Source organism: Tessaracoccus terricola (genome assembly GCF_054776555.1).
The window spans coordinates 593721-612752 of the sequence record NZ_BAAHBS010000004.1; the positions used below are offsets into that span (position 1 = coordinate 593721).

General features: G+C 70.8%; 13 protein-coding genes. 9 read left to right on the plus strand and 4 right to left on the minus strand.

Features of this window, described 5'->3' with window-relative positions; genetic code table 11:
* The first annotated feature begins 2 nt into the window (after positions 1-2).
* Positions 3-6971: a family 43 glycosylhydrolase gene (locus ACYU7G_RS08450; protein ID WP_461106721.1), complete on the plus strand. Its 6969-nt coding sequence runs from the start codon at positions 3-5 to the stop codon at positions 6969-6971.
* An 89-nt stretch (positions 6972-7060) separates the two neighbouring features.
* Here the strand turns inward: ACYU7G_RS08450 and ACYU7G_RS08455 are convergent, their stop codons facing one another.
* The gene (locus ACYU7G_RS08455) at positions 7061-8044 is read right to left on the minus strand and encodes a ribokinase (protein ID WP_461106723.1); all 984 of its coding nucleotides are present in this window, start codon (positions 8042-8044) and stop codon (positions 7061-7063) included.
* Positions 8045-8363: 319 nt separating this feature from the next.
* Between ACYU7G_RS08455 and ACYU7G_RS08460 the strand changes: the two genes are divergently transcribed.
* Genes ACYU7G_RS08460 through ACYU7G_RS08480 form a run of 5 tightly spaced genes read left to right on the plus strand, consistent with a single transcriptional unit; the run spans position 8364 to position 13466 of the window.
* A complete protein-coding gene (locus tag ACYU7G_RS08460) occupies positions 8364-8816 on the plus strand; it encodes a DUF2871 domain-containing protein (RefSeq protein ID WP_461106725.1) in 453 nt (150 codons plus the stop codon).
* Complete coding sequence (locus ACYU7G_RS08465) at positions 8813-10867, plus strand: MMPL family transporter (RefSeq protein ID WP_461106727.1); 2055 nt, start codon at positions 8813-8815, stop codon at positions 10865-10867. Before ACYU7G_RS08460 ends, ACYU7G_RS08465 begins: the two co-directional genes overlap by 4 nt.
* Before the next feature lie 10 nt (positions 10868-10877).
* Positions 10878-12059 carry a sensor histidine kinase gene (locus ACYU7G_RS08470; protein ID WP_461106729.1) on the plus strand — a complete coding sequence of 394 codons (1182 nt, stop codon included), beginning with the start codon at positions 10878-10880 and terminating at the stop codon, positions 12057-12059.
* Positions 12056-12676 (plus strand): response regulator, encoded by a 621-nt coding sequence (locus ACYU7G_RS08475; protein ID WP_461106731.1) that lies wholly within the window; start codon positions 12056-12058, stop codon positions 12674-12676. Before ACYU7G_RS08470 ends, ACYU7G_RS08475 begins: the two co-directional genes overlap by 4 nt.
* A gap of 52 nt (positions 12677-12728) precedes the next feature.
* Positions 12729-13466, plus strand: coding sequence for an SDR family oxidoreductase (locus tag ACYU7G_RS08480; RefSeq protein ID WP_461106733.1), 738 nt, complete (start codon positions 12729-12731; stop codon positions 13464-13466).
* A gap of 134 nt (positions 13467-13600) precedes the next feature.
* Here the strand turns inward: ACYU7G_RS08480 and ACYU7G_RS08485 are convergent, their stop codons facing one another.
* On the minus strand, positions 13601-14089 hold the full coding sequence (locus ACYU7G_RS08485; RefSeq protein ID WP_461106735.1) for a flavin reductase family protein: 489 nt from the start codon (positions 14087-14089) through the stop codon (positions 13601-13603).
* Positions 14090-14118: 29 nt separating this feature from the next.
* Positions 14119-15567, minus strand: coding sequence for a uracil-xanthine permease family protein (locus tag ACYU7G_RS08490; protein WP_461106737.1), 1449 nt, complete (start codon positions 15565-15567; stop codon positions 14119-14121).
* Positions 15568-15666: 99 nt separating this feature from the next.
* On the opposite strand from ACYU7G_RS08490, the gene ACYU7G_RS08495 reads away from it, so the two are divergent.
* The 3 genes from ACYU7G_RS08495 to ACYU7G_RS08505 are packed head-to-tail and all read left to right on the plus strand — an operon-like array spanning position 15667 to position 18461.
* Complete coding sequence (locus ACYU7G_RS08495; protein ID WP_461106739.1) at positions 15667-16782, plus strand: FAD-dependent oxidoreductase; 1116 nt, start codon at positions 15667-15669, stop codon at positions 16780-16782.
* A 36-nt stretch (positions 16783-16818) separates the two neighbouring features.
* Positions 16819-17589 (plus strand): hypothetical protein, encoded by a 771-nt coding sequence (locus tag ACYU7G_RS08500; RefSeq protein WP_461106741.1) that lies wholly within the window; start codon positions 16819-16821, stop codon positions 17587-17589.
* The gene (locus ACYU7G_RS08505) at positions 17586-18461 is read left to right on the plus strand and encodes a hypothetical protein (RefSeq protein ID WP_461106743.1); all 876 of its coding nucleotides are present in this window, start codon (positions 17586-17588) and stop codon (positions 18459-18461) included. The genes ACYU7G_RS08500 and ACYU7G_RS08505 overlap by 4 nt, the downstream gene beginning before the upstream one ends.
* A 13-nt stretch (positions 18462-18474) precedes the next feature.
* Here the strand turns inward: ACYU7G_RS08505 and ACYU7G_RS08510 are convergent, their stop codons facing one another.
* The gene (locus tag ACYU7G_RS08510) at positions 18475-19014 is read right to left on the minus strand and encodes a hypothetical protein (protein ID WP_461106745.1); all 540 of its coding nucleotides are present in this window, start codon (positions 19012-19014) and stop codon (positions 18475-18477) included.
* Positions 19015-19032: the final 18 nt, after the last annotated feature.

The following is a 19032-nucleotide window of genomic DNA, read 5'->3' on the forward strand; positions in this document are numbered from 1 at the left end:
CAATGACAACAAGCCGCACCAGATCGACAATCGCGCTCGCGGGGGTGGCAGCCCTCCTGGCATCGGGAACGGTGCTGGGCACTGCCCCCGCAGTGGCGGAGGAACCCACCGACGGACTCCTCGCCTCCTACGCCTTCACCGCCCGCCCCGACGACGGGGCAACTGTCGCCAACACCGCTGCCGGATCCACGTTCGGGCCGGCAGTGGTGCAGAACCCAGCCGACCAACTGTGGACCGACAACGCCCTCACCTTCGTCGGGGGCGCCAAGGACAGTTCGGGGAACTGGGTCATGCTCCCCGACGACCTGCTCTCGGGGCAGGAGTCGGCCACCATCCAGATGGAGGTGAAGGTGGATGCGAGCATGCTGAGCAACTTTCACTTCCTGTACAACATCGGTGCGGACGGCAACACCCAGCAGTACCTCTTCGCCTCCGCGCGCCAGAACGTGCGCTCCGCCATCACCACCGGTTCCAACGGTGCAGAGCGCAACGCGGCCGCATCGTTCGGGCTCGACGCGGACCGCTGGTACTCGTTGGCCACCGTCGTCGACGGCGAGGCCGGGACCATCCAGACCTGGCTCGACGGTGTGCTGGTGGGGGAGGGTGACACCGCAGGACTGACGCCCGCGAGCATCGCGGACCAGTCGCTCAACACCATCGGCAGGGCCCCGTGGCCGGACCCGCTGCTGAAGGGGGCCGTGGCAACCTTCCGGGTCTACGACCGCGCGCTGGGGGCCGACGAACTGGCCACCATCTCGGACGACGACGCCGCACTCCACCCGGAGGCGTTCACCGACGCCGCGGCGCAGGTGCTAACCGGTCTGCGGCCCATCACCGCGGACACTCCGCGGCTGACGCTGCCCAGCCCCCAGGGCGAGGTGGCCTGGACCTCTACGATGGAGCAGGTGCAGATTGCCGAGGATGGCATCACCGCCACCGTCACCCAGCCCGCAGCCGGGGAGGCAGATGTGACAGGAACGCTCACCGCCACCGCCTCGGTGCGCGGCCAGCAGGCCACCCGGGAGATCCCGATCACCATCAAGGCCGAGGCGGCCGACGCCGACGAGTACGGCTACCTGTTCGTCCACTTCGTGGAGGACGCCGACGGCTACGCCGAGCGCATCTACCTCGATGTCTCGAACGGCAACAACCCCATGTCCTGGACCCGCCTCAACGGTGGCGAGCCCATCCTCACCAGCGACGTCGGAACCACCGGGGTCCGGGATCCGGTGCTGGTCCGCAACCCCGAGACCGGCACCTACTACATCGTCGGCACGGACCTGCGCGTCTGGATCGAACCCGGTTCCGACTGCCCGGCCGGCGTGCCGGAGGGCTACTGCCCCTGGTACCAGTACACCCACCACAGCCGGAACCTGGTGGTGTGGGAGTCGCAGGACCTGGTGACCTGGAGCGAGCCGAGGCTCATCGAGGTGGCGCCGCCAACCGCCGGCCGCGCCTGGGCGCCCGAGGCCACGTGGGACGAGGCCCTGGGAGCCTTCGTCCTGTACTGGTCCTCCAACATCTTCGACGAGGCCGACCCCGAGCACGCGGGGGCGGGCTCCAGCGAGACGCTCTACGGCACCACCACGGACTTCACCCAGTCCGACTGGGACACCCGCAACCCCGACGGCGCATCGCAGCTCTACGTCGCCGAGCCCGGAACCGACACCATCGACATGACCGTCAAGCAGTTCCGCAACACCGCCGGTGAATTGGTCACCTACCGCGCGTTCAAGGAGAACGGCGGCCGTGGCCTGGTGTTCCAGAGCACGACGGAGCCGCAGTGGTGGGAGGTCGCCAACTCCGACTCCTGGACCACGCACCAGACCCAGATCGGTCAGGCAGAGTACGGCCAGGTGGAGGGGCCGCTCCTGTTCCAGGAGAACGGCGAGGACCGCTGGTTCCTCTACGCGGACCAGTACGGCGGGTCGTCGCAGGGCTACCGGCCGTTCGTCACCACCGACATCGGTGTGACCGACTGGACTGCGCTGCCCCAGAACCAGCTCCAGGGCATGCTGCCCGAGACCAAGCACGGCGGCGTGCTCAACCTCACCAAGGCCGAGTACGACGTGGTCCGCGCGGCCGACGTCGTCGCCGTCGACGAGGTCAACGTCACCACCGCACCGGGTGTCCAGCCGGAACTGCCGGACAGCGTCACCGTCCACACCTCCGACGGTGCCTCTCGCGCCGAGGCCGTGACCTGGGACGCGATCCCCGATGCGGACCTGGAGGCACCCGGCGTGACCGAGGTCAGCGGCGCGCTCTCGCAGGCCAACCTCTCCGACAACACGGATGCTCCGGTGCGCGCCAACGCACTGGTCACCGTGGCAGGCAGCCCCCTCGAGCAGGCCACCGCAGGCCTGTTCCTGCCGGGCTTCCTGGCCGCCGACGCCGAACTGCCCAGCAGCTTCGCCGGGGCCGACGTGATCTGGGACGGTGCCCCCGTCGCACCGGCCACAGGCATCTCGGAGCCCGTGGAACTGACGGCCACCCTCACCCTCGACGGCGCCTCCACCACCAAGGAGTTCAGCGTCAGGGTGCTCGCCGAGGACTCGCCGCAGGCAGCCGGTTACACCCGCAGCCCTGCGGGCCCGGTGACCTCGGCGCTGCACCTGGCGCTGCTCGAGGACGGCACCACGGAGACGCTCAACCTCGGTGAGGGCGTGCTGTTCGCCGAGGCCGATTTCGACGTCGCGGACACCCTGCGGGGCGAGACCCGCACCCTCCTGGATCCCCACCTGTTCCGGCTCGCCGACGGTGGCTTCGGGGTGGTGGCCGTGCGCGGCGACGCGGACGGCAGGCGGATCGAAGGACAGAGCCTGCTGGTCTTCGAGTCCCCGGACCTGATCTCCTGGAGCGAGAAGACGCTTGCGGTCCAGACCTCCGGCACCGTGACCAACCCGGCCGCGGCGCTCGATGCCGCCACCGGCAGCTACCGCATCTGGTGGACCGACGCCGCGGGCGCGGACTTCCGCGCCGAGTCGGCAGACTTCACCTCCCTCAGCCGGCCGGTGCCGGCGGACCGGGAGGCCGAACTCGCCGAACCCGCGCTGCAACTCGGTATCTCCGGGTCCGTGCCGGGCAACGCTGTCACGGTGACCGCTGACGAGGCCGAAGTGCTGCGTGACCGGTTCACGCGCGTGGTCAACACCACCGTCGACGACGGTCCCACCATCGAGCTGGCACTCGGGGCCGACGTTCCGGGTGCGGCGGATCTGGGAGGCGTGCTGGCGCACTACTCCGACGGCTCCTCCGCCCCCAAGCGCGTGAGCTGGGACGCCGAGGACCTCGCGGCAGTGGACACCGCCGTCGACGCCACGTACACAGTCTCGGGCACCATCGACGTCACCGACTTCCAGTTCCCGCTCGTGGCCGGCGCTTCGGCGGATCCGACGGTGTTCGTCCACGAGGGCTCGTACTACTGGATCGCCACCAACGAGGCCGGCGGCCAGCGCGGCCTGGACATCCGCAAGGCAGACACCGTCGCCGGTCTGCGCAACGCCACACCCGTGCGCATCGTGGAGGACGGCGGCCACCTGGCCTGGGCCCCCGAGGTGCACGAGGTGGGCGGTCAGCTGTACCTGTTCTATGCCCGCGGTCGCACCAACGTGTGGAACACCGTGCAAGCGGTGGTGAAACCGCTGCGTGTCGGAGGCGATCCGGCCAACCCCGCCGACTGGGAGGACTACCGGCTGGTCACCCTCCCGAACGGGGACCCGCTGGTGGACCCGGCAACCGGCGCCATCACGCTGGACATGACCTACATCCACGATGGTGACAACCACTACGTGATGTGGTCCGAATCGGCGCGGACCAGTCCGGCGGCTGGCGCCTACCTGAGCATCGCCAGCATCGACCCGTCGGACCCGTCCGTCCTGACCAGTGACCCTGTCCAGATCCGCCGCCCCCTCTACGGTTGGGACCGGCAGACCACCCCAGTGGTGGAGGGCCCGTTCGCGCTGTACAAGGACGGCCGCATCGTCGTCACCATCTCCGGCTCGGGCGTCGACAACACCTACGTCGTTGGATCACTGACCGCCGATGCCGGCTCCGACCTGCTGGACCCGGCCTCCTGGACGGGCAGCAACGCCCCGTTGCTGACCAGCGCCTCGGTGACCGGCCAGTACGGGCCGGGCCACAACTCCTACTTCACGTCCCTCGACGGGGACCTGATGACAGCCATCCATGCCAAGCCGAACGGCGGGGCGCGGCAGTCCGGGGTGCGGCTCGTGCAGTGGCGGGCCGACGGCATCACGCCGGTCCTTGACTTGGTCGCGGAGCGCGAGGTGCTGCCGGCCAACCGTTGGACCAGCGCCACCATCGTCGTGGGCGACGGTGGGGAACCGGTGGCCGAGGTGGCTGACTTGGCTATCCCCGCCGCCATCACCGGTGACCTGCCCGCCACGGCCGGTTCCGAGGACATCACCTGGGCGGCCTCGCCGGAGGGGTGGATCAGCGCCGACGGCGAGGTCACCCTCCCCGACGACGCCCCGGTGGACGTTCGCGTCACCGCCACCGTCGGCACGACGGTGGTGGAGGCGGCTGCGCGCATCCTCCCGAGTGGGGGACAACTCCTCAGCTACCCGCTGGAGGGCGGCAACGTCTTCCTGGGTGAGGATCTCCTGACCTCCCCGGACAGCCGACGCTCGGACGCGCTGCACGTCGCACTCGACGACGGCGCCGGCGGCTGGACGCCCCTCAACAACGGCAAGGCCATCGGCTACGCCACCTGGGAGGGCGACCAGAAGCAGGCCTCGGGCGCGGACTGGCAGCTGGGCTCGCCCACTTTCTTCCGCCACCACGACGGGAGCCTCGGGGTGGTGGCCTCGGCCAACAACAACCGCCCGGTCATCTACGTGTTCGACCTGGACGAGAACCTCTTCGTCACCGGAGAACGCAAGGTCCCGGTGGCCCTGGCTGCCGATGCGCGGGTGGGGAACCCCCGGATCGTGGCCGACGCCGCCACCGGCGACTACAAGGTGTACTGGAGCGACGAGGGTGGGACGGGCGATGCCCAAGTCACCGTGCTCGCCGATCTCAGCGGTAACTCCCGCCCGGTGACGTCGCCCTCCAGCGTCACACCCACCCCCTGGGAGGGTGCGACCCCGGACGGCGCACTGGCTGCGGAGGCGTCGGTCACCACCATCACCCCGGCCGAACGCGACGCGTTCCAAGCCACCTACGGGGCACTGGTCAACACCGGTGTCCGGGCGCCGTCGGTCACCGTCGCGGCCGGCGAAGCGGTGGATCTGCCCGCAACCGTCACGCTCGAGTACGGAGACGGCTCCACCAAGGACCTGGCTGTCGAGTGGTCGCAGGCCGAACTCGATGCCGCCCGGGCAGCCGGACCCGGCACCCACGAGGTGACCGGCACCGTGCTGCAGGACGACTACGCCTACCCGTTCATCGAGGAGCGTGCAGACCCGCACATCTTCTTCAACCCCGATGACGGCCACTACTACGCCACCGGGTCCTACTACGAGGACCACGACGGTGCGCTGCTGGACGAGCGCACCAGCTACGGCGCCGTCGGACTGCGGCGGGCCACCACCATCGAGGGTCTGGCCGATGCTCCCGAGCACCTGCTGCGCACCTCCGAGGTGGGGGATCGCTGGGGTGGCTTCTTCTGGGCGCCCGAGGTCCACAGAATCAACGGCACCTGGTACATGGTGGTTGGCGCGCACGACTACGGCTCCTCCGGGCGCCCGGCCGGCGCCGCCTACACCTGGACCAGCGCCACCATCCTGATCCCGTTCCTCGGCACCACCCAGGACATCGTCGACGGGAAGATGCTGGATCCCACCTACTGGGGCGACGACGACGCCATCCGCCCGCTGCAGGGTGCACCCTCGTTCGACGTCAACTACTTCCTTGATGAGTCGTCGGGGCAGGGCTACTGGATCATGCCCCGCTCGGCCGGCCTCGAGGTGGTGGAGGCGGTCACCGCCGACGGTGAGTTCCCGGCACTGGCGGGTACGCCGTCGCGGATCAAGGACCTGCAGTGGCCCTTCGAGTACGGCGTCTGGGACGGCAGCATCACCGCGGCCAACCCGGAGGGCAACGACCAGGGGATCATCGAGGGCCCGTACACGTTCACCCACGGCGACTTCCACTACCTGATCTACTCAGGCGCCACGGTGGACAAGTACTACAACCTCGCCGTGATGCGCGCCGAGGTGGGCAGCGACCTCAAGGACCGGGACAGCTGGACCGTCCAGCCGTTCTCGGCGTTCAATGCCTACGACACCTACGAGGGCTCCATCGGTGGGGCACCGCACGTCGGTGGTGGCCACAACTCGGTGGTGGTGGACGAGCACGGCAACCTGGTGCTGGTCTACCACGCCCGGCCGTACCCGGATCCGCACGCCGGGCAGCCCGGTGCCGGTGGCCTGTTCGACCCGGACCGGCACACGTCGGTCAAGGCCATCAATGTCCGTGCCAACGGGCAGCTGGTGCTGGACCTGACCCCCGCGCAGGAACTTGCCGACGAGTTCCGCACGGTCACCGCACTGGTGACCATCACAGGCGGCACGGGGCCCACGGTGGAGCCGTCGGAGGAGCCGACGTCAGGGCCGGGTGAGCCGTCGCCGGCGCCGACGGTCACGGTGACGGCCGACCCGCCGCAGGGCGACGTCTACTCCATCCCGGGATTCCACAGTGTGAACGGGCGGTGGTGGCACACCACCTGCGAGCCGTACTCGCAGACCATCCGCTGCCGTACGGAGATCTGGGCCAGCACGAACGGTGTCCAGGGTTGGGTGTTCAACAACCTCACCTACCTGCCGTTCATGACGCGCGCGCAGTGGGCGTCGAACCCACTGGGCGTGACGGGTGAGTGGACCGCGGCCGACGGCCGTCGCTGGCGCACCGAGTGCGACACGGCTGCCACCGGCCGCAACGGCTGCCGCTCCTACACCTGGGCGACCGGCAGCGGCTGGGTGTTCAACAACCTGGTCCGCTTCCGGATCTGACCCCGGCCCCGTTGGTCGAGTAGGGCGCCCTGCTTCGTGGGTCGAGTAGGGCGCCCTGCGCCCGTGTCGAGACCCTCGGGCCCCGAAGCTCAGCCCCGGGCTGCGATCTCGGCGGCCACCGTCGAGGCGTCGGGGTACGAGGCCTGGGCGCCCTCCTTCTGGACCACGAGGGCGCCCACCACGTTGGCGTACTCGGCGGCGGTGAACAGGTCCTCGCCGGCGACGAGCCGGGTGACGACGGCTGCAACGAACGCGTCGCCGGCGCCGGTGGTGTCCACCACGGGCACGGGGAAGCCGGTCACGTGCCGGAAGTCCCCGCCGCTGATGCCGACGGCGGCGCCGTCGCCCCCGAGGGTCAGGACCACGGAGCGCGAGCCCAGCTCCAGCAGGCCCCGCACCAGGGTCTCCGGCGTGTGTGCGGGTGCCTCGGACTCGGTTCCCAGCAGGAACTCGGCCTCGGACTCGTTGACCACCAGCGGGTCGGCGCGTTGGACCAGCTCGGCCGGCAACTCCTGGGCCGGGGCGGCGTTCAGCACGAACCGGGCCCCGTGGCGCTCGGCCAGTTCGCTGGCGTGCACCACCGTCGCCAGCGGGATCTCCAACTGGCAGACCACCGCGCCCACGGTGGCGGCCCCGGGCTGCCAGGCGGCGTCGACGTCGTCGGGGGAGACGTGCTGGTTGCTGGAGGGGGACACGATGATGGAGTTCTCGCCGTCGGGGGTGAGCAGGATCAGCGCCACCGACGAAGGTGAGTCGCCGGTGCGCAGCAGCGAGACGTCCACACCGGCGTCGACCAGGGCCTGCCGCAACCGGGGGCCGTGGTCGTCGTCGCCGACGCGGCCGACGAAGCGGACGTCGGCCCCCAGCCGGGCCGCGGCCGCGGCCTGGTTGGCGCCCTTGCCGCCGGGCGTGGTCCAGATGGGGGACCCGAGGATGGTCTCCCCGCCGACGGGGATGTGGTCCAGCCGCGTGTAGAGGTCCATGTTGGCCGAGCCCACCACCAGCACACCGCCTGCCGCGGGGGTCTCGCTGGTGGCGCCGGTGTTGATGGTGCCCTGGTGCGTCTCGGTCACAGTTCCTCCAGGATTCGGGGTCGTCGACGCCCACGATATCGGTCCCCGCACTGGCGCCAGCGCAACACTGTTGCGGAAGGCGTTGCAGTCGGCGCACAACGCAACAGTGTTGCGCACGGGACAGTTGACCCCGGTGCAAGTGTGTTGCGGAAGGCGCTGTGGTCGACGCCCAGCGCAACAGTGTTGCGCGCGGGACAGCATCAACCGATCGGTTGAGGCCGGATCCAACCGCTACGACGATGTCCGGGCGGTCCCTGCCCGGTGCAATGGATGGTGTCCGCCACCGTACGAGTGGCCGAGCCACGAGGAGACCACCCAAATGCTGCGACGAACCTTCTGGGCAAGTGCCGCCTACTCCGGCCTTGGACTGGCCGGGGGCCTGTTCTACCGGGAGCTCACCCGCACCCATCCCGGAGCCGACTCCAGCCAGCTGGGGCTGGTCCACACCCACTTCCTGATGCTGGGCATGTTCACGGGGCTGGTGGTGATTGCGCTGGAGAAGCTCTTCCGGCTCTCCGAGTCCCGCTTCAGCAAGGCCTTCGAGATCACCTGTCACCTGGGCGTGCTCATCACCGCGACGATGATGCTGGTCCGCGGCACGCTCACCACGCTGGGGGCCGAGTTCAACTCCAAGATGCTGGCCGGCATCTCCGGCACCGGCCACATGCTGCTGACGGCCGCGTTCATCCTGCTGTTCGTCGTCCTCGGCCGGGCCGTCCTGGCACGCGAGTCCACTGAGCCCGCACTGGCCGCCGAGCTCCCCACCGCATGAAGCACCACAGGGGGCGCGGCGTCCTGGGGTTCCTGACCCGCAAGGGCGCCTGGCTGGCGCTGGTGGCGAGCATCCTCGTCGTCGTGGCCGGGATGGGTGGCCTGCGGGGCGAGTTCCCCGAGGTGGCCAGCCAGTCGGCACCGGCGGCCTCCGAGTCCCGCCGGGCCGCCGAGCTGGCGGCGCAGTTCCCGGGACACGACCTGGCTCCCGTGATCCTGCTGGCGCACCGCTCGGCAGGCCTCACCGACGCCGACCTCGAGTTCCTGCAGGGCGCCACCGAGCGCGTCGCCGCCGAGGCCGGCACCGAAGCCGGCCGGCTCACCCCCTCCGACGACGGCCAAGCCGCCATCACCACCGTGATGACCGAGGCCGAGCTGCCGTCGGCCGAGCTCGCCGACGCCATCACCGAGCTCCGGGAGGCGGCGCGGGCCGAGCCGGCGCCGTCGGGCCTGGAGTTCTACCTGACCGGCGGCCCCGCCTATGGCGCGGACATCGTCAAGGCCTTCGACGGCGCGGACGTGACCCTGCTGCTGGTCACCATCGCCATCGTCGCGGTCCTGCTGCTGCTCACCTACCGCTCGCCCGTCCTGTGGCTCGTGCCGCTGGCCGTGGTGGCCGTCGCGGACCAGCTGGCAAACCTGGCCTCCACCCGGATCGCAGGCACCCTGGGGCTGCAGTTCGACGTCGGAATCGTCAGCGTCCTGGTGTTCGGGGCCGGCACCAACTACGCGCTGCTGATGGTCTCCCGCTACCGCGAGGAGCTGCGGCACGAGGCCGACCACAGGGTGGCGCTCAGCCGGGCCTGGCGGGGCAGCATGCCTGCCATCCTCGCCAGCAACCTGACCGTGGTGGCGGCCGTGCTCACCCTCCTGCTGGCCACCCAGCCTGGCAGCCACGGACTCGCGCTGACGTCCGCCGCCGGCCTCCTGATCGCACTGGCCTTCGTCACGTTCACGCTGCCGGCCGCGCTCTCGCTGTGCGGCAGGCGGGTGTTCTGGCCGTTCGTTCCCAGGCCCGGTGCCGCCGAGGACCACGTCACCCGCGGCCCCTGGTACGCCGTCGCCCGGGCGGTCACCCGCCGCCCGGCAGCCGTCCTGGCGGGCTCCGTGCTGGTGCTGGCGGTGCTGGCCTCCGGCCTGCTCGGGACCAGGGTGGGCCTGGCCCAGACCGAGCGCTTCCAGACCCAGTCCGAGTCCGGGACCGGGCTCGAGGTGCTGGCCCGCCACTTCCCTGCGGGTGAGACTGCTCCGCTGCGGCTGGTGGTCCCGGAGTCCGAGGCGCAGGCCGTCGTCGAAGCGGCAGGCGTTCTGCCCAGGGTGCTGCGGGCCAACCCCTCTGGTGATCCCGAGCAGGGGCTGCAGCTCGTCAGCGTCGCCATCGACGCAGAACCCGGGACGCGACAGGCCCACGACGGCGTCACGGCAGTCCGCGAGGCCGTGCACGCCGTCTCGTCCGAGACCCTCGTCGGCGGTTCCATGGCCGAGGACGTCGACGCCGCGGCAGCCGCCCGCGCGGACCTGTTCACCGTCGCGCCGTTGGTGCTGTTGGTGGCCTTCGTGGTCCTCGTGTTCCTGGTCCGGGCGTTCGTCGCGCCGCTGGTGCTGCTGGTCATCAACACCCTCAGCGCGTTGGCGGCCATCGGCGCCGGCACCTGGCTGGGAACCGCCCTGTTCGGGTTCCCGGCACTGGACCTGATGGTGCCGCTGCTCGGATTCCTGTTCCTGGTGGCGCTCGGGATCGACTACACCATCTTCCTGGTGCACCGGGCACGGCAGGAGGCGCTTGCCCACGGTACCGTCGAGGGGATGGTGCGGGCGGTCAGCTCCACCGGCGTGGTGATCACCAGTGCCGGGGTGGTGCTGGCGGCCGTGTTCGCCGCACTCGGAGTGCTGCCGCTGGTCACCCTGGCGCAACTGGGCCTGATCGTGGGCCTCGGGGTGCTGCTGGACACGCTGCTGGTGCGCACGGTGGTGGTGCCCGCCGCGTTCGCGCTGCTGGGGGACCGGCTCTGGTGGCCGGGTCGCGGGCCTGCAGGACGCCGGCGCGTCTAGTGTGGGTGCGGTGAGGAACTCGGAGGCGGAGGACGGTGCGGCGCTGCGCAGCCTGCGCCTGGGGCAACACGCACTGTTCGCCCTCCTGCTTGCCGTCGCCGTGGTTCGACTCGTCTCGGAGTCCCGCCTGCCCCTCCACGGTGCGGTGGCGGTGGCCGTCACCGTCGTCTGGTACGTCCTCGGGGTCCGCTTCGCGCGGCCGTCGCGCAGACTCCACGGAGCCGTCTGGTTGAGTGTACTGATAGCCCTCTGGCTAGGGCTGACGCTGGTCTCGGTGGAGTTCTCCTGGCTCGCGTTCCCGCTGTTCCTGCTGGTCATGAACGCCCTGCCGCTGACGTGGGCGCTGCTCTCGGTGACCCTGATGGCCTCGGTGGTGGTGCTCGCCCAGGTCTGGGCGCCCGGCGGCAACCCGGTGGCCGAAATCATCGGTCCGGTGGTGGGGGCCGTGGTGGCTGTCGGGATCGGGCTGGGCTACCAGCAGATCCTGGCCGAGTCCCGGGAGCGGGGCCGCCTGGTGGCCGAGCTCCAGGCCGTGCAGCACGATCTGGCGATCGCCCAGCGCGAGGCGGGCGCGGTGGCCGAACGGTCCCGGCTGGCGCGCGACATCCACGACACCTTGGCCCAGGGCTTCTCATCCATCCTCCTGCTGGCGAGGGCCGGAGGCTCCCGCGCGGCCGACGAGGAGACCGGCCTGCTGTTCACCCAGATCGGCCAGACCGCCGCCGAGAACCTGGCGGAGGCCCGCGCGGTGGTTGGTGCCCTCACCCCCGACGCCCTGGGGGAGGCCCCGCTGCCCGAGGTGCTCGGCCGGTTGCTGGAGCGGCTCAGTGAGCAGACCGGCATCAGCACCGACCTGCGGGTGGAGGGCCAGCCCGTGGCGGTGCCCACCGCCGTGGAGGTGGCGCTGCTGCGGCTGGCCCAGGGCGCGCTGGCCAACGTCCGCACCCACTCCCGTGCCACCCGCGTGGCGGTCACGGTGACCCACACCGGCTCGGACCTGTTGCTCGACGTCGTCGACGACGGCGTCGGGTTCGACCCCGCCAGCATCGGCAACCGCCCCGGCCGCTCCGGCTTCGGCCTCCGGTCCATGACCGAGCGCCTGCGCGAGATCGGCGGCACCGTCACGGTGGAGTCCGCTCCCGGCGAGGGGACCGCGGTGGCCGCAGCCGTCCCGCTCGGGGGCCCGCGATGAGCGTCAGCATCGTGATCGTCGACGACCACCCCGTCGTCCGCGCCGGGCTCCGAGCCCTGCTCGAGGCCACCGAGGGCGCACATGTCCTGGGCGAGGCCGACGGCGTGGACCGGGCCGTCGAGGTGGTCACCCGGCTGCGCCCGCAGGTGGTCCTGATGGACCTCCAGCTGGGTGATGGCGACGGCGTCGAGGCCACCCGACGGATCCTGGCGCTGGATCCGCAGATGCGGATCCTCATCCTGACCACCTATGACACCGACGCGGACATCCTGCGCGCCATCGAGGCCGGGGCCAGCGGCTACCTGCTCAAGGACGCGGAACCGGCCCGGCTCGTCGAGGCCGTGCAACAGGCCGCATCCGGCCAGAGCGTACTGGCGCCGATGGTGGCGGAGCGGCTCGTCTCCCGGTTGCAGCGCCCCGTGGTGGAACTCACACAGCGGGAGCTGGAGGTGCTGGGCCTGGCAGCCGACGGCCTGGGCAACCGGGCCATCGCCCGGGAACTGTTCGTCTCCGAGGCCACCGTGAAGACCCACCTGGTCCATGTGTACAGCAAGCTGGGTGTGGACAACCGGACGGCGGCAGTGGCCAGGGCGCGCGAAGCTGGACTCATTCGCTGAGACCCACAGGTCGCAGTAGGTTGGCCTCGAGCCCGGAAGACGGAGGAACCCGATGACTGACCGACCCCTCGCAGTGGTGACCGGCGCCACGGGCGCCATGGGACGCTGCACAGTGACAGACCTGGTCGCCACCCACGACGTCGTGGCGCTCGGCCGCAACCCGGAGGTGCTGGCCGAACTCGACGCCATGCCCGGGGTCACCGGCCATGCGCTGGACCTCAGCGACCATGCCGGGCTGGCCGCCGTCGTCGAACCCCTGGGGCGGATCGACGCACTGGTCCACGTGGCCGCCGTCTCCGTGCGGTTCACCGTCGAGACCGCCACCGCCGACGACTGGCGCGAACACTTCGAGGCCAACGTCATCGCCCCGGCCGAGCTCACCCGGCTGGCGCTGCCGCGGCTGCGCGAGTCCGGGGGAACCGTCATCTTCATCGGCTCGGGTGCCAGCCGCGTCCCCGCGCCCGGGCACGCCGTCTACACCGCCTCCAAGCACGCCCTGCTGGGCCTGGCCAACACGCTGCGCATCGACGAGGCCAACACCGGTGTGCGGGTCAGCACCATCGCGCCCGGCCCCACCAACAGCGGCATGATGCGGGCGATGCAGGCCCAGGCCGGCGAGGGCTACGACGAGGACCACTACCTGAAGCCGGAATCGATTTCGCAGGCCGTGCGCTACGTCATCGACGCCCCCGCCGACGCGCAGATCACCGACGTCTCCGTGCGTCCACGCATCGAGCTGCACCTGCGCAAGGACGAGCAGGCCGACTGCAAGCCCCGCCGTTCCGCCTGACGGCGGAACTCAACAAGTGGTTCAGTGCCCGTTAACTGGGCCAGAACCACTTGTCGAATCGTTTCAGGGGCTTGGTACGTTTCAACCCTGGATTGTTGGCCCGTAGAAGGTCCAAGAATCCAGAGTTGAACGGTTCAGTCCAGTTCGACGGCGCGGTCGGCCGAGCCGAACTGGCGCCGGTAGTAGGTCAGGCCGCCGCGGTCCGAGGACTCGGCGGTGGTGGCGGTGGCCAGCAGCACGGTGTGGTCCCCGCCCGGTTCCAGCACCACGTGCTCGCAGCGCAGCCACGCCGCCGCGCCGTCGAGCCGCGGCAGGCCGTGGTCCTCGCTCCAGGCCACACCCTCGAACCGGTCGGGCAGGCCCGGGGTGGCGAACCGGATGGCGGTGGGGGCCTGGTCCTCGGCCAGGACGTTGACCAGCAGCCGCCCGGTCTCGCGGATCCGCCCCACCAGGGAACCACGGTTGTCCAGCGCCAGCAGGACCATCGGCGGGTGCACGGAGAGCGAGGCGAACGCGGAGACGGTGGTGCCGTGGGGGACCCCGTCCTGCATCGTTGTGACGATGGTGACGGGCGCCGACACGCGGCTCATCGCCTCCCGGAACGAGGCAGCGAGTTCATCCATGCCACCAAGCTATCCGGTCCGGCAAGGGATCAGCGACGTGGCTGCTCCCCGGTGTCCTCGTCGGAGGTGTAGATCCCGGGGGCGTCGTAGAACATGCTGGCGCCGTCGGCGGACTCCCGCAGCTCGCGCGGGGCGATCGCCCGGGCCACGTGGTAGAGCACCACGGTGACGATGGTGCCCAGCGCGATGCCGCCGAGGCTGAAGTTCTCCCCGATGGGCAGCTGCACGTCGCCCACGCCGATGATGATGCCGGCGGCGGCGGGAACGAGGTTGACGGGGTTCCCGAAGTCCACCTTGTTCTCCTTCCAGATCTTCGCGCCCAGCAGGCCGATCATGCCGTAGAGGACGACGGTGATGCCGCCCAGCACCGCGCCCGGGGTGGCGGAGATGACGGCCCCGAACTTGGGGGAGAACCCGAAGCCGATCGCGACGACGGCGGCCACCACGTAGGCGGCCGTCGAGTAGACGCGGGTGGCGGCCATGACGCCGATGTTCTCCGCGTAGGTGGTGGTGGGGCCCGCGCCCACGACAGTGGCGATCATCGAGCCCGCGCCGTCGGCGGCGATGGCCCGGCCCATCACGGGGTCCAGGTCCTCACCGGTCATCTCGGCGACGGCCTTCACGTGGCCGGTGTTCTCGGCGATCAGGGCGATCACCACGGGCAGCGCGATGATGATGGCGGCCACGTTGAAGCTGGGCAGGTGGAAGCCCACGACGTTGTCGGTGGCGCCCAGGGTCCAGTTGGCGAGGTCGGTCATCGGCGGCAGGCCGAACCAGTCGGCGGTGGCGACGCCGCTCCAGTCCACCCGCAGGGCCTCGGTCACGGTGCCGTCCTCGGCGACGGTGGTGCGCGGCCCGAACAGCAGGTCGAAGACCCAGCCCAGCAGGTAGCCGATGACCAGGGAGAGGAAGATCGCGATCCGTCCCAGGAAGCCGCGCAGCCCGACGCTGAGGCCGATCACCACGAGCATCACGATGAACGCGAGCCACGGGTCCTGCGGCCAGTAGACGCCGGCGACGACGGGTGCGAGGTTGAAGCCGATCAGCATCACCACGGCACCGGTGACCACCGGCGGCAGGGCGCGGTGGATCACGCGCGCACCGGCGAAGTGGATGATCAGGCCCACCATGAACAGCGTCAGTCCGACCACGAACAGCGCACCGGTCAGGTCCGCCGGGTTCCCGCCGATGCCATAGACGGCGGTGGCGACGCCCACGAAGGAGGCGCTGGAGCCCAGGTAGCTGGGGACCCGGTTGTTGACGGCGAACAGGAACACCAGTGTCGCGATGCCGCTCATCATGACGGCCAACTGTGGGTTGAGGCCCATCAGGAGCGGGAACACGAACGTGGCGCCGAACATCGCCACCACGTGCTGTGCGCCGAGCCCGATGGTGCGGCCCCAGCCGAGCCGCTCGTCGGGCATCACCACCGCTCCCGGGAGCAGTTCACCCTTGTTGTGCAGCTTCCATCCGAGCATCTCCCGGCCCCTTCCGTCCGGCGGAATGCTAGCGGGTCCAGTGCCCTGTTTCGGAACTTCCTCCACGGAACTTCCGCAACGTGACACTAGGCTGGATGCATGGTGCACGACGTGGTTGTGATCGGGGCGAGTGTCGCGGGCCTGACGGCTGCCCGGCGGCTGGCCGCTGACGGCTTCGACGTCGTGGTGCTGGACCCGAACCCGGAGGGGGTCTCTGCCGCCATCGGTCACGGGGTGGCGGCCTGCGCCCACAGCAGCACCGTCACCACCATGTCTGCCGCCTATGGCGACGAGGCCGCCCGTGAACACGTGCGACGCAACCTGGCCGGCATGGAGGAGGTCCGCAGGGTGCTCGCCACCGGCGACGTCGCCCACCGGGTGGTGCCGCTGCACGACCACTCCCTCGGCGTGGCGCTGGACCGGGAACTGCTGCCCACCCTGGACCTGCTGACATCGGCCGGCGCCGAGGCGCGGCTGCTGGGGCGCGACGAGACACGACGCGCCGGGGCCGGGATCGTCTCCGAGGCGCTCCTCGTGGACCCGGCCGCCTACGGTGCCGCCCTGGCGGAGCAGGCGGCGCACGCCGGCGCGGACCTGCGCCACGACATGACCGTCACCCACCTCGTGCGCCGCGACGGCGTGACCGCCGTCGCCGCCCGACCCAACCTGGCGTGGGCGCGGGAGGTGCACTCGATGCTCGCCGTGGCCGTGATCGACACGCTCGGCGTCAGCCCGTGGGGCCGGATGGCCGGCAACGGCGCCGCCCAGTACGTGCCGAGGGTGCGGTTCCGCGTCGACGACGTCCCGGACGTGGTCACCCTCACCGCCGGCCCCCCGGTGTGGTTGGTGCGCCCCGACGGCGACGAGGCCGTGGCCTACGGCCCCAAGTGCCCGTCGGTCGGTGTCGCCGACGCCGTGGCCGAGCTCGAGCGCTGGGTCACCGGCCGGCTCGGCGGCACGGACCTGCGCAGCGGCAGGCTGGCGATCGACCCGAGCGACCACGGCCGGCCCGCCGTCGGGGCCTCACCCATCCCCGGCGGGTTCTACGCCCGCGGCAACGGCCGCGGCGAACTGATGAACGGCACCGCCAGCGGCACCTACCTGGCCGCGCTGCTGCTGGGGTTGGAGAGCTCGCACCACAACAACGCCCTGCCGTTCTCCTCGCGCCTGCGTGCCTCCGCGCGGGGGCTGCGGCAGCGGCTGATCGGCCGCTGAGCCGGTGCGAACCGGGTGCGTGGGACAATCGTCGGCGTGAGTGGAAGCATGGACATCTGGGGAACGGACGACGCGGACGACGCCGTCGCCCCCGCCCCCGACTTCGTGGACCGGGAAGACGACGAGGCCGAGGAGGACCTGCTGGCCCCCGTCCTCCACGACGACGGTGAGGCCTTCGTCGAGGACGAGACCGAGGACGACGGCGGCATCTCCGACGCGGAGGGCATCGTCAGGGTGTGGGTGGAGGACTCGCGCCTGGTGAAGGTGAGGGTCTCGCCCACCTGGTACACGAAGCTGGAGCGACGCAGGGGCGCCACCCTGGGCAGGGTCCTGACCGTGGTGCTGCAGATGGCGCACGTCGGGGTGGCCGCGCCCGGGACGGCGACGCAGCCACCGGAGCTCGAACTGACCCAGGAGTTCAAGCGCTCCCTGCCCGAACTGAGCGAGGGCTCGCTCGCCCGGATGGCGGAACTCCACGCCGAACTGGGGGAACGCTTCGCCGCCGCGAAGCGGGAACGGGCGGCGAGGGGGGCGGCGCCCGCGGGGGAGACCGTCGGGCGCGTGAAGGGGGTCACGGTGCGCCTCGACGCGCGCGGCAACGCCACTGCCGTGGACTTCGACGAGACCTGGCTGGACACCGCCCAGGCCGGACAGATCGGCAACGCGGTGCTGCGCGCGGCGAAGGACGCCTACGCCCGGTACCGGCCACCGAACGACGACGATGACCTGACGCCCGTGATGGCCCGCGAGTACGAGTACATGCGTCAGGTGATGTACGCGATCATGACCCCGAAGGAGCGACGATGATGAAGAAGTCAGCGCACTACGAGGAGGCCGAGGCCGCACTGGATGCGGTCGGGACGGCGCTGGAGGCCGCCATCACGAAGGACCGGGGCGAGGCCGACCGGTGGTGGGGCGCCGAGTTCTGGGACTGGCTGACCAACAGCGAGTACCAGCAGCAGAAGCAGGACTTCGAGAACCAGGTCAACACCCTGGTCTCGCGGGCCCGCGACGCGCTCACGCAGAGCCGGGCCGTCCTGACCGGGAGGTTCGGCATCCACAGGGACGTTCCGAGCCAGCTGCGCAATGACGCCAAGCAGTGGCGGGAGCGGGCCAATGACGTGGCCACCATCCGCGGCGACATCGAGCCGATCATGACCATCGAGGGCTGGGAGGGCACTGCCGCTGACGACTACGCCCGTGCGGCCGAGGTCCAGCACGCCGCCGTCGATGAACTGCACGGGGTGATGGTCTCCGCGGGCAACGGCGCGGCCAAGGGAGCGGTGCTGAACCTGGCGCTGTTCGCCATCGCCCACAACGCCATCAAGGAACTTCACGGCCTGGCCGACATGGACCTGCCCGGCGGCAACGGCTACTTCTATCTCCGCACCGCCCGCTGGGGCGACTACTTGGTGCAGCTGCCGGACGTCCTGCGCAGGATCGCCAGGCTGGAGAACGTGCAGGAGGCACTTGCCGAGCTGCGCGACCAGCTGGGGGAGGCCATCACCATGGCCCAACTGCTGGAAGCGGGCCAGTGGCCCACCGGCATCGACGCCGCCGGCACCGAACCCGCCAACACGAGCTCGGCCGTGTCCGGGAACCCGTACAACGACACCAACTTCGACGTCCCGGACTCCAACACCCCCGGCGTCTGCACGTCGGGGGCCCATCGGGGCTGACCGGCCCGGACGGTCACTGCCAGGCGGCCAGCAGTTCGTCGCCGGCAGCGGCCAGGCCCTCGGCGTCGAGGTCGTCGGTCAGGAGCTGCACGGTGCCGTCCCAGGCGTTCGCGGTGCACGAGAACCAGCCGTCGTGTTCGGGGTCGGCCCCGCACAGCCACTGCCCGATGTTGACCGAGTTCGGAATGCTCTCCTGCACTTCTTCCTTGGTGCTGTAGACCCACACGGTGGCGGTGAGCTGGGCCCCGGTGCCGGCCTGCTCGTAGTAGGCCACCTCCACCTGGCTGCCCTCGCCGTCGGCGGTCCAGTCGCCGAAGGCACCCGGCAGCGGCGGAGCCGGCTCGCCCGTCAGCGGGTCGAACGGTTCGTCGGTCTCCGGTGCCGCGCTGGTCTCGTCGGTGGTGGGCTCCGTGGTCTCGGCGGGGGTCGTCGCGGCAGTCGTGTCCGGCTCGGTCGGGTCCTGGGTGGGGCCCTCCTCGCCCGTGCAGCCGGTCAGCGCCAGCAGGGCTGCGACCCAGACTGCTGCGGTGCGGGCGAGGTTGCGGAACTGCATGCGGGAACTCCCTGGGTC

Bases quoted from the DNA above. Each gene is read 5' to 3' on its own strand.
- ACYU7G_RS08460 (WP_461106725.1), top strand. From the start codon at position 8,364: ATGCTGCGACGAACCTTCTGGGCAAGTGCCGCCTACTCCGGCCTTGGA.
- ACYU7G_RS08510 (WP_461106745.1), bottom strand. From the start codon at position 19,014: ATGCAGTTCCGCAACCTCGCCCGCACCGCAGCAGTCTGGGTCGCAGCC.
- ACYU7G_RS08490 (WP_461106737.1), bottom strand. From the start codon at position 15,567: ATGCTCGGATGGAAGCTGCACAACAAGGGTGAACTGCTCCCGGGAGCG.
- ACYU7G_RS08465 (WP_461106727.1), top strand. From the start codon at position 8,813: ATGAAGCACCACAGGGGGCGCGGCGTCCTGGGGTTCCTGACCCGCAAG.
- ACYU7G_RS08450 (WP_461106721.1), top strand. From the start codon at position 3: ATGACAACAAGCCGCACCAGATCGACAATCGCGCTCGCGGGGGTGGCA.
- ACYU7G_RS08505 (WP_461106743.1), top strand. From the start codon at position 17,586: ATGATGAAGAAGTCAGCGCACTACGAGGAGGCCGAGGCCGCACTGGAT.
- ACYU7G_RS08475 (WP_461106731.1), top strand. From the start codon at position 12,056: ATGAGCGTCAGCATCGTGATCGTCGACGACCACCCCGTCGTCCGCGCC.
- ACYU7G_RS08485 (WP_461106735.1), bottom strand. From the start codon at position 14,089: ATGGATGAACTCGCTGCCTCGTTCCGGGAGGCGATGAGCCGCGTGTCG.
- ACYU7G_RS08495 (WP_461106739.1), top strand. From the start codon at position 15,667: ATGGTGCACGACGTGGTTGTGATCGGGGCGAGTGTCGCGGGCCTGACG.
- ACYU7G_RS08480 (WP_461106733.1), top strand. From the start codon at position 12,729: ATGACTGACCGACCCCTCGCAGTGGTGACCGGCGCCACGGGCGCCATG.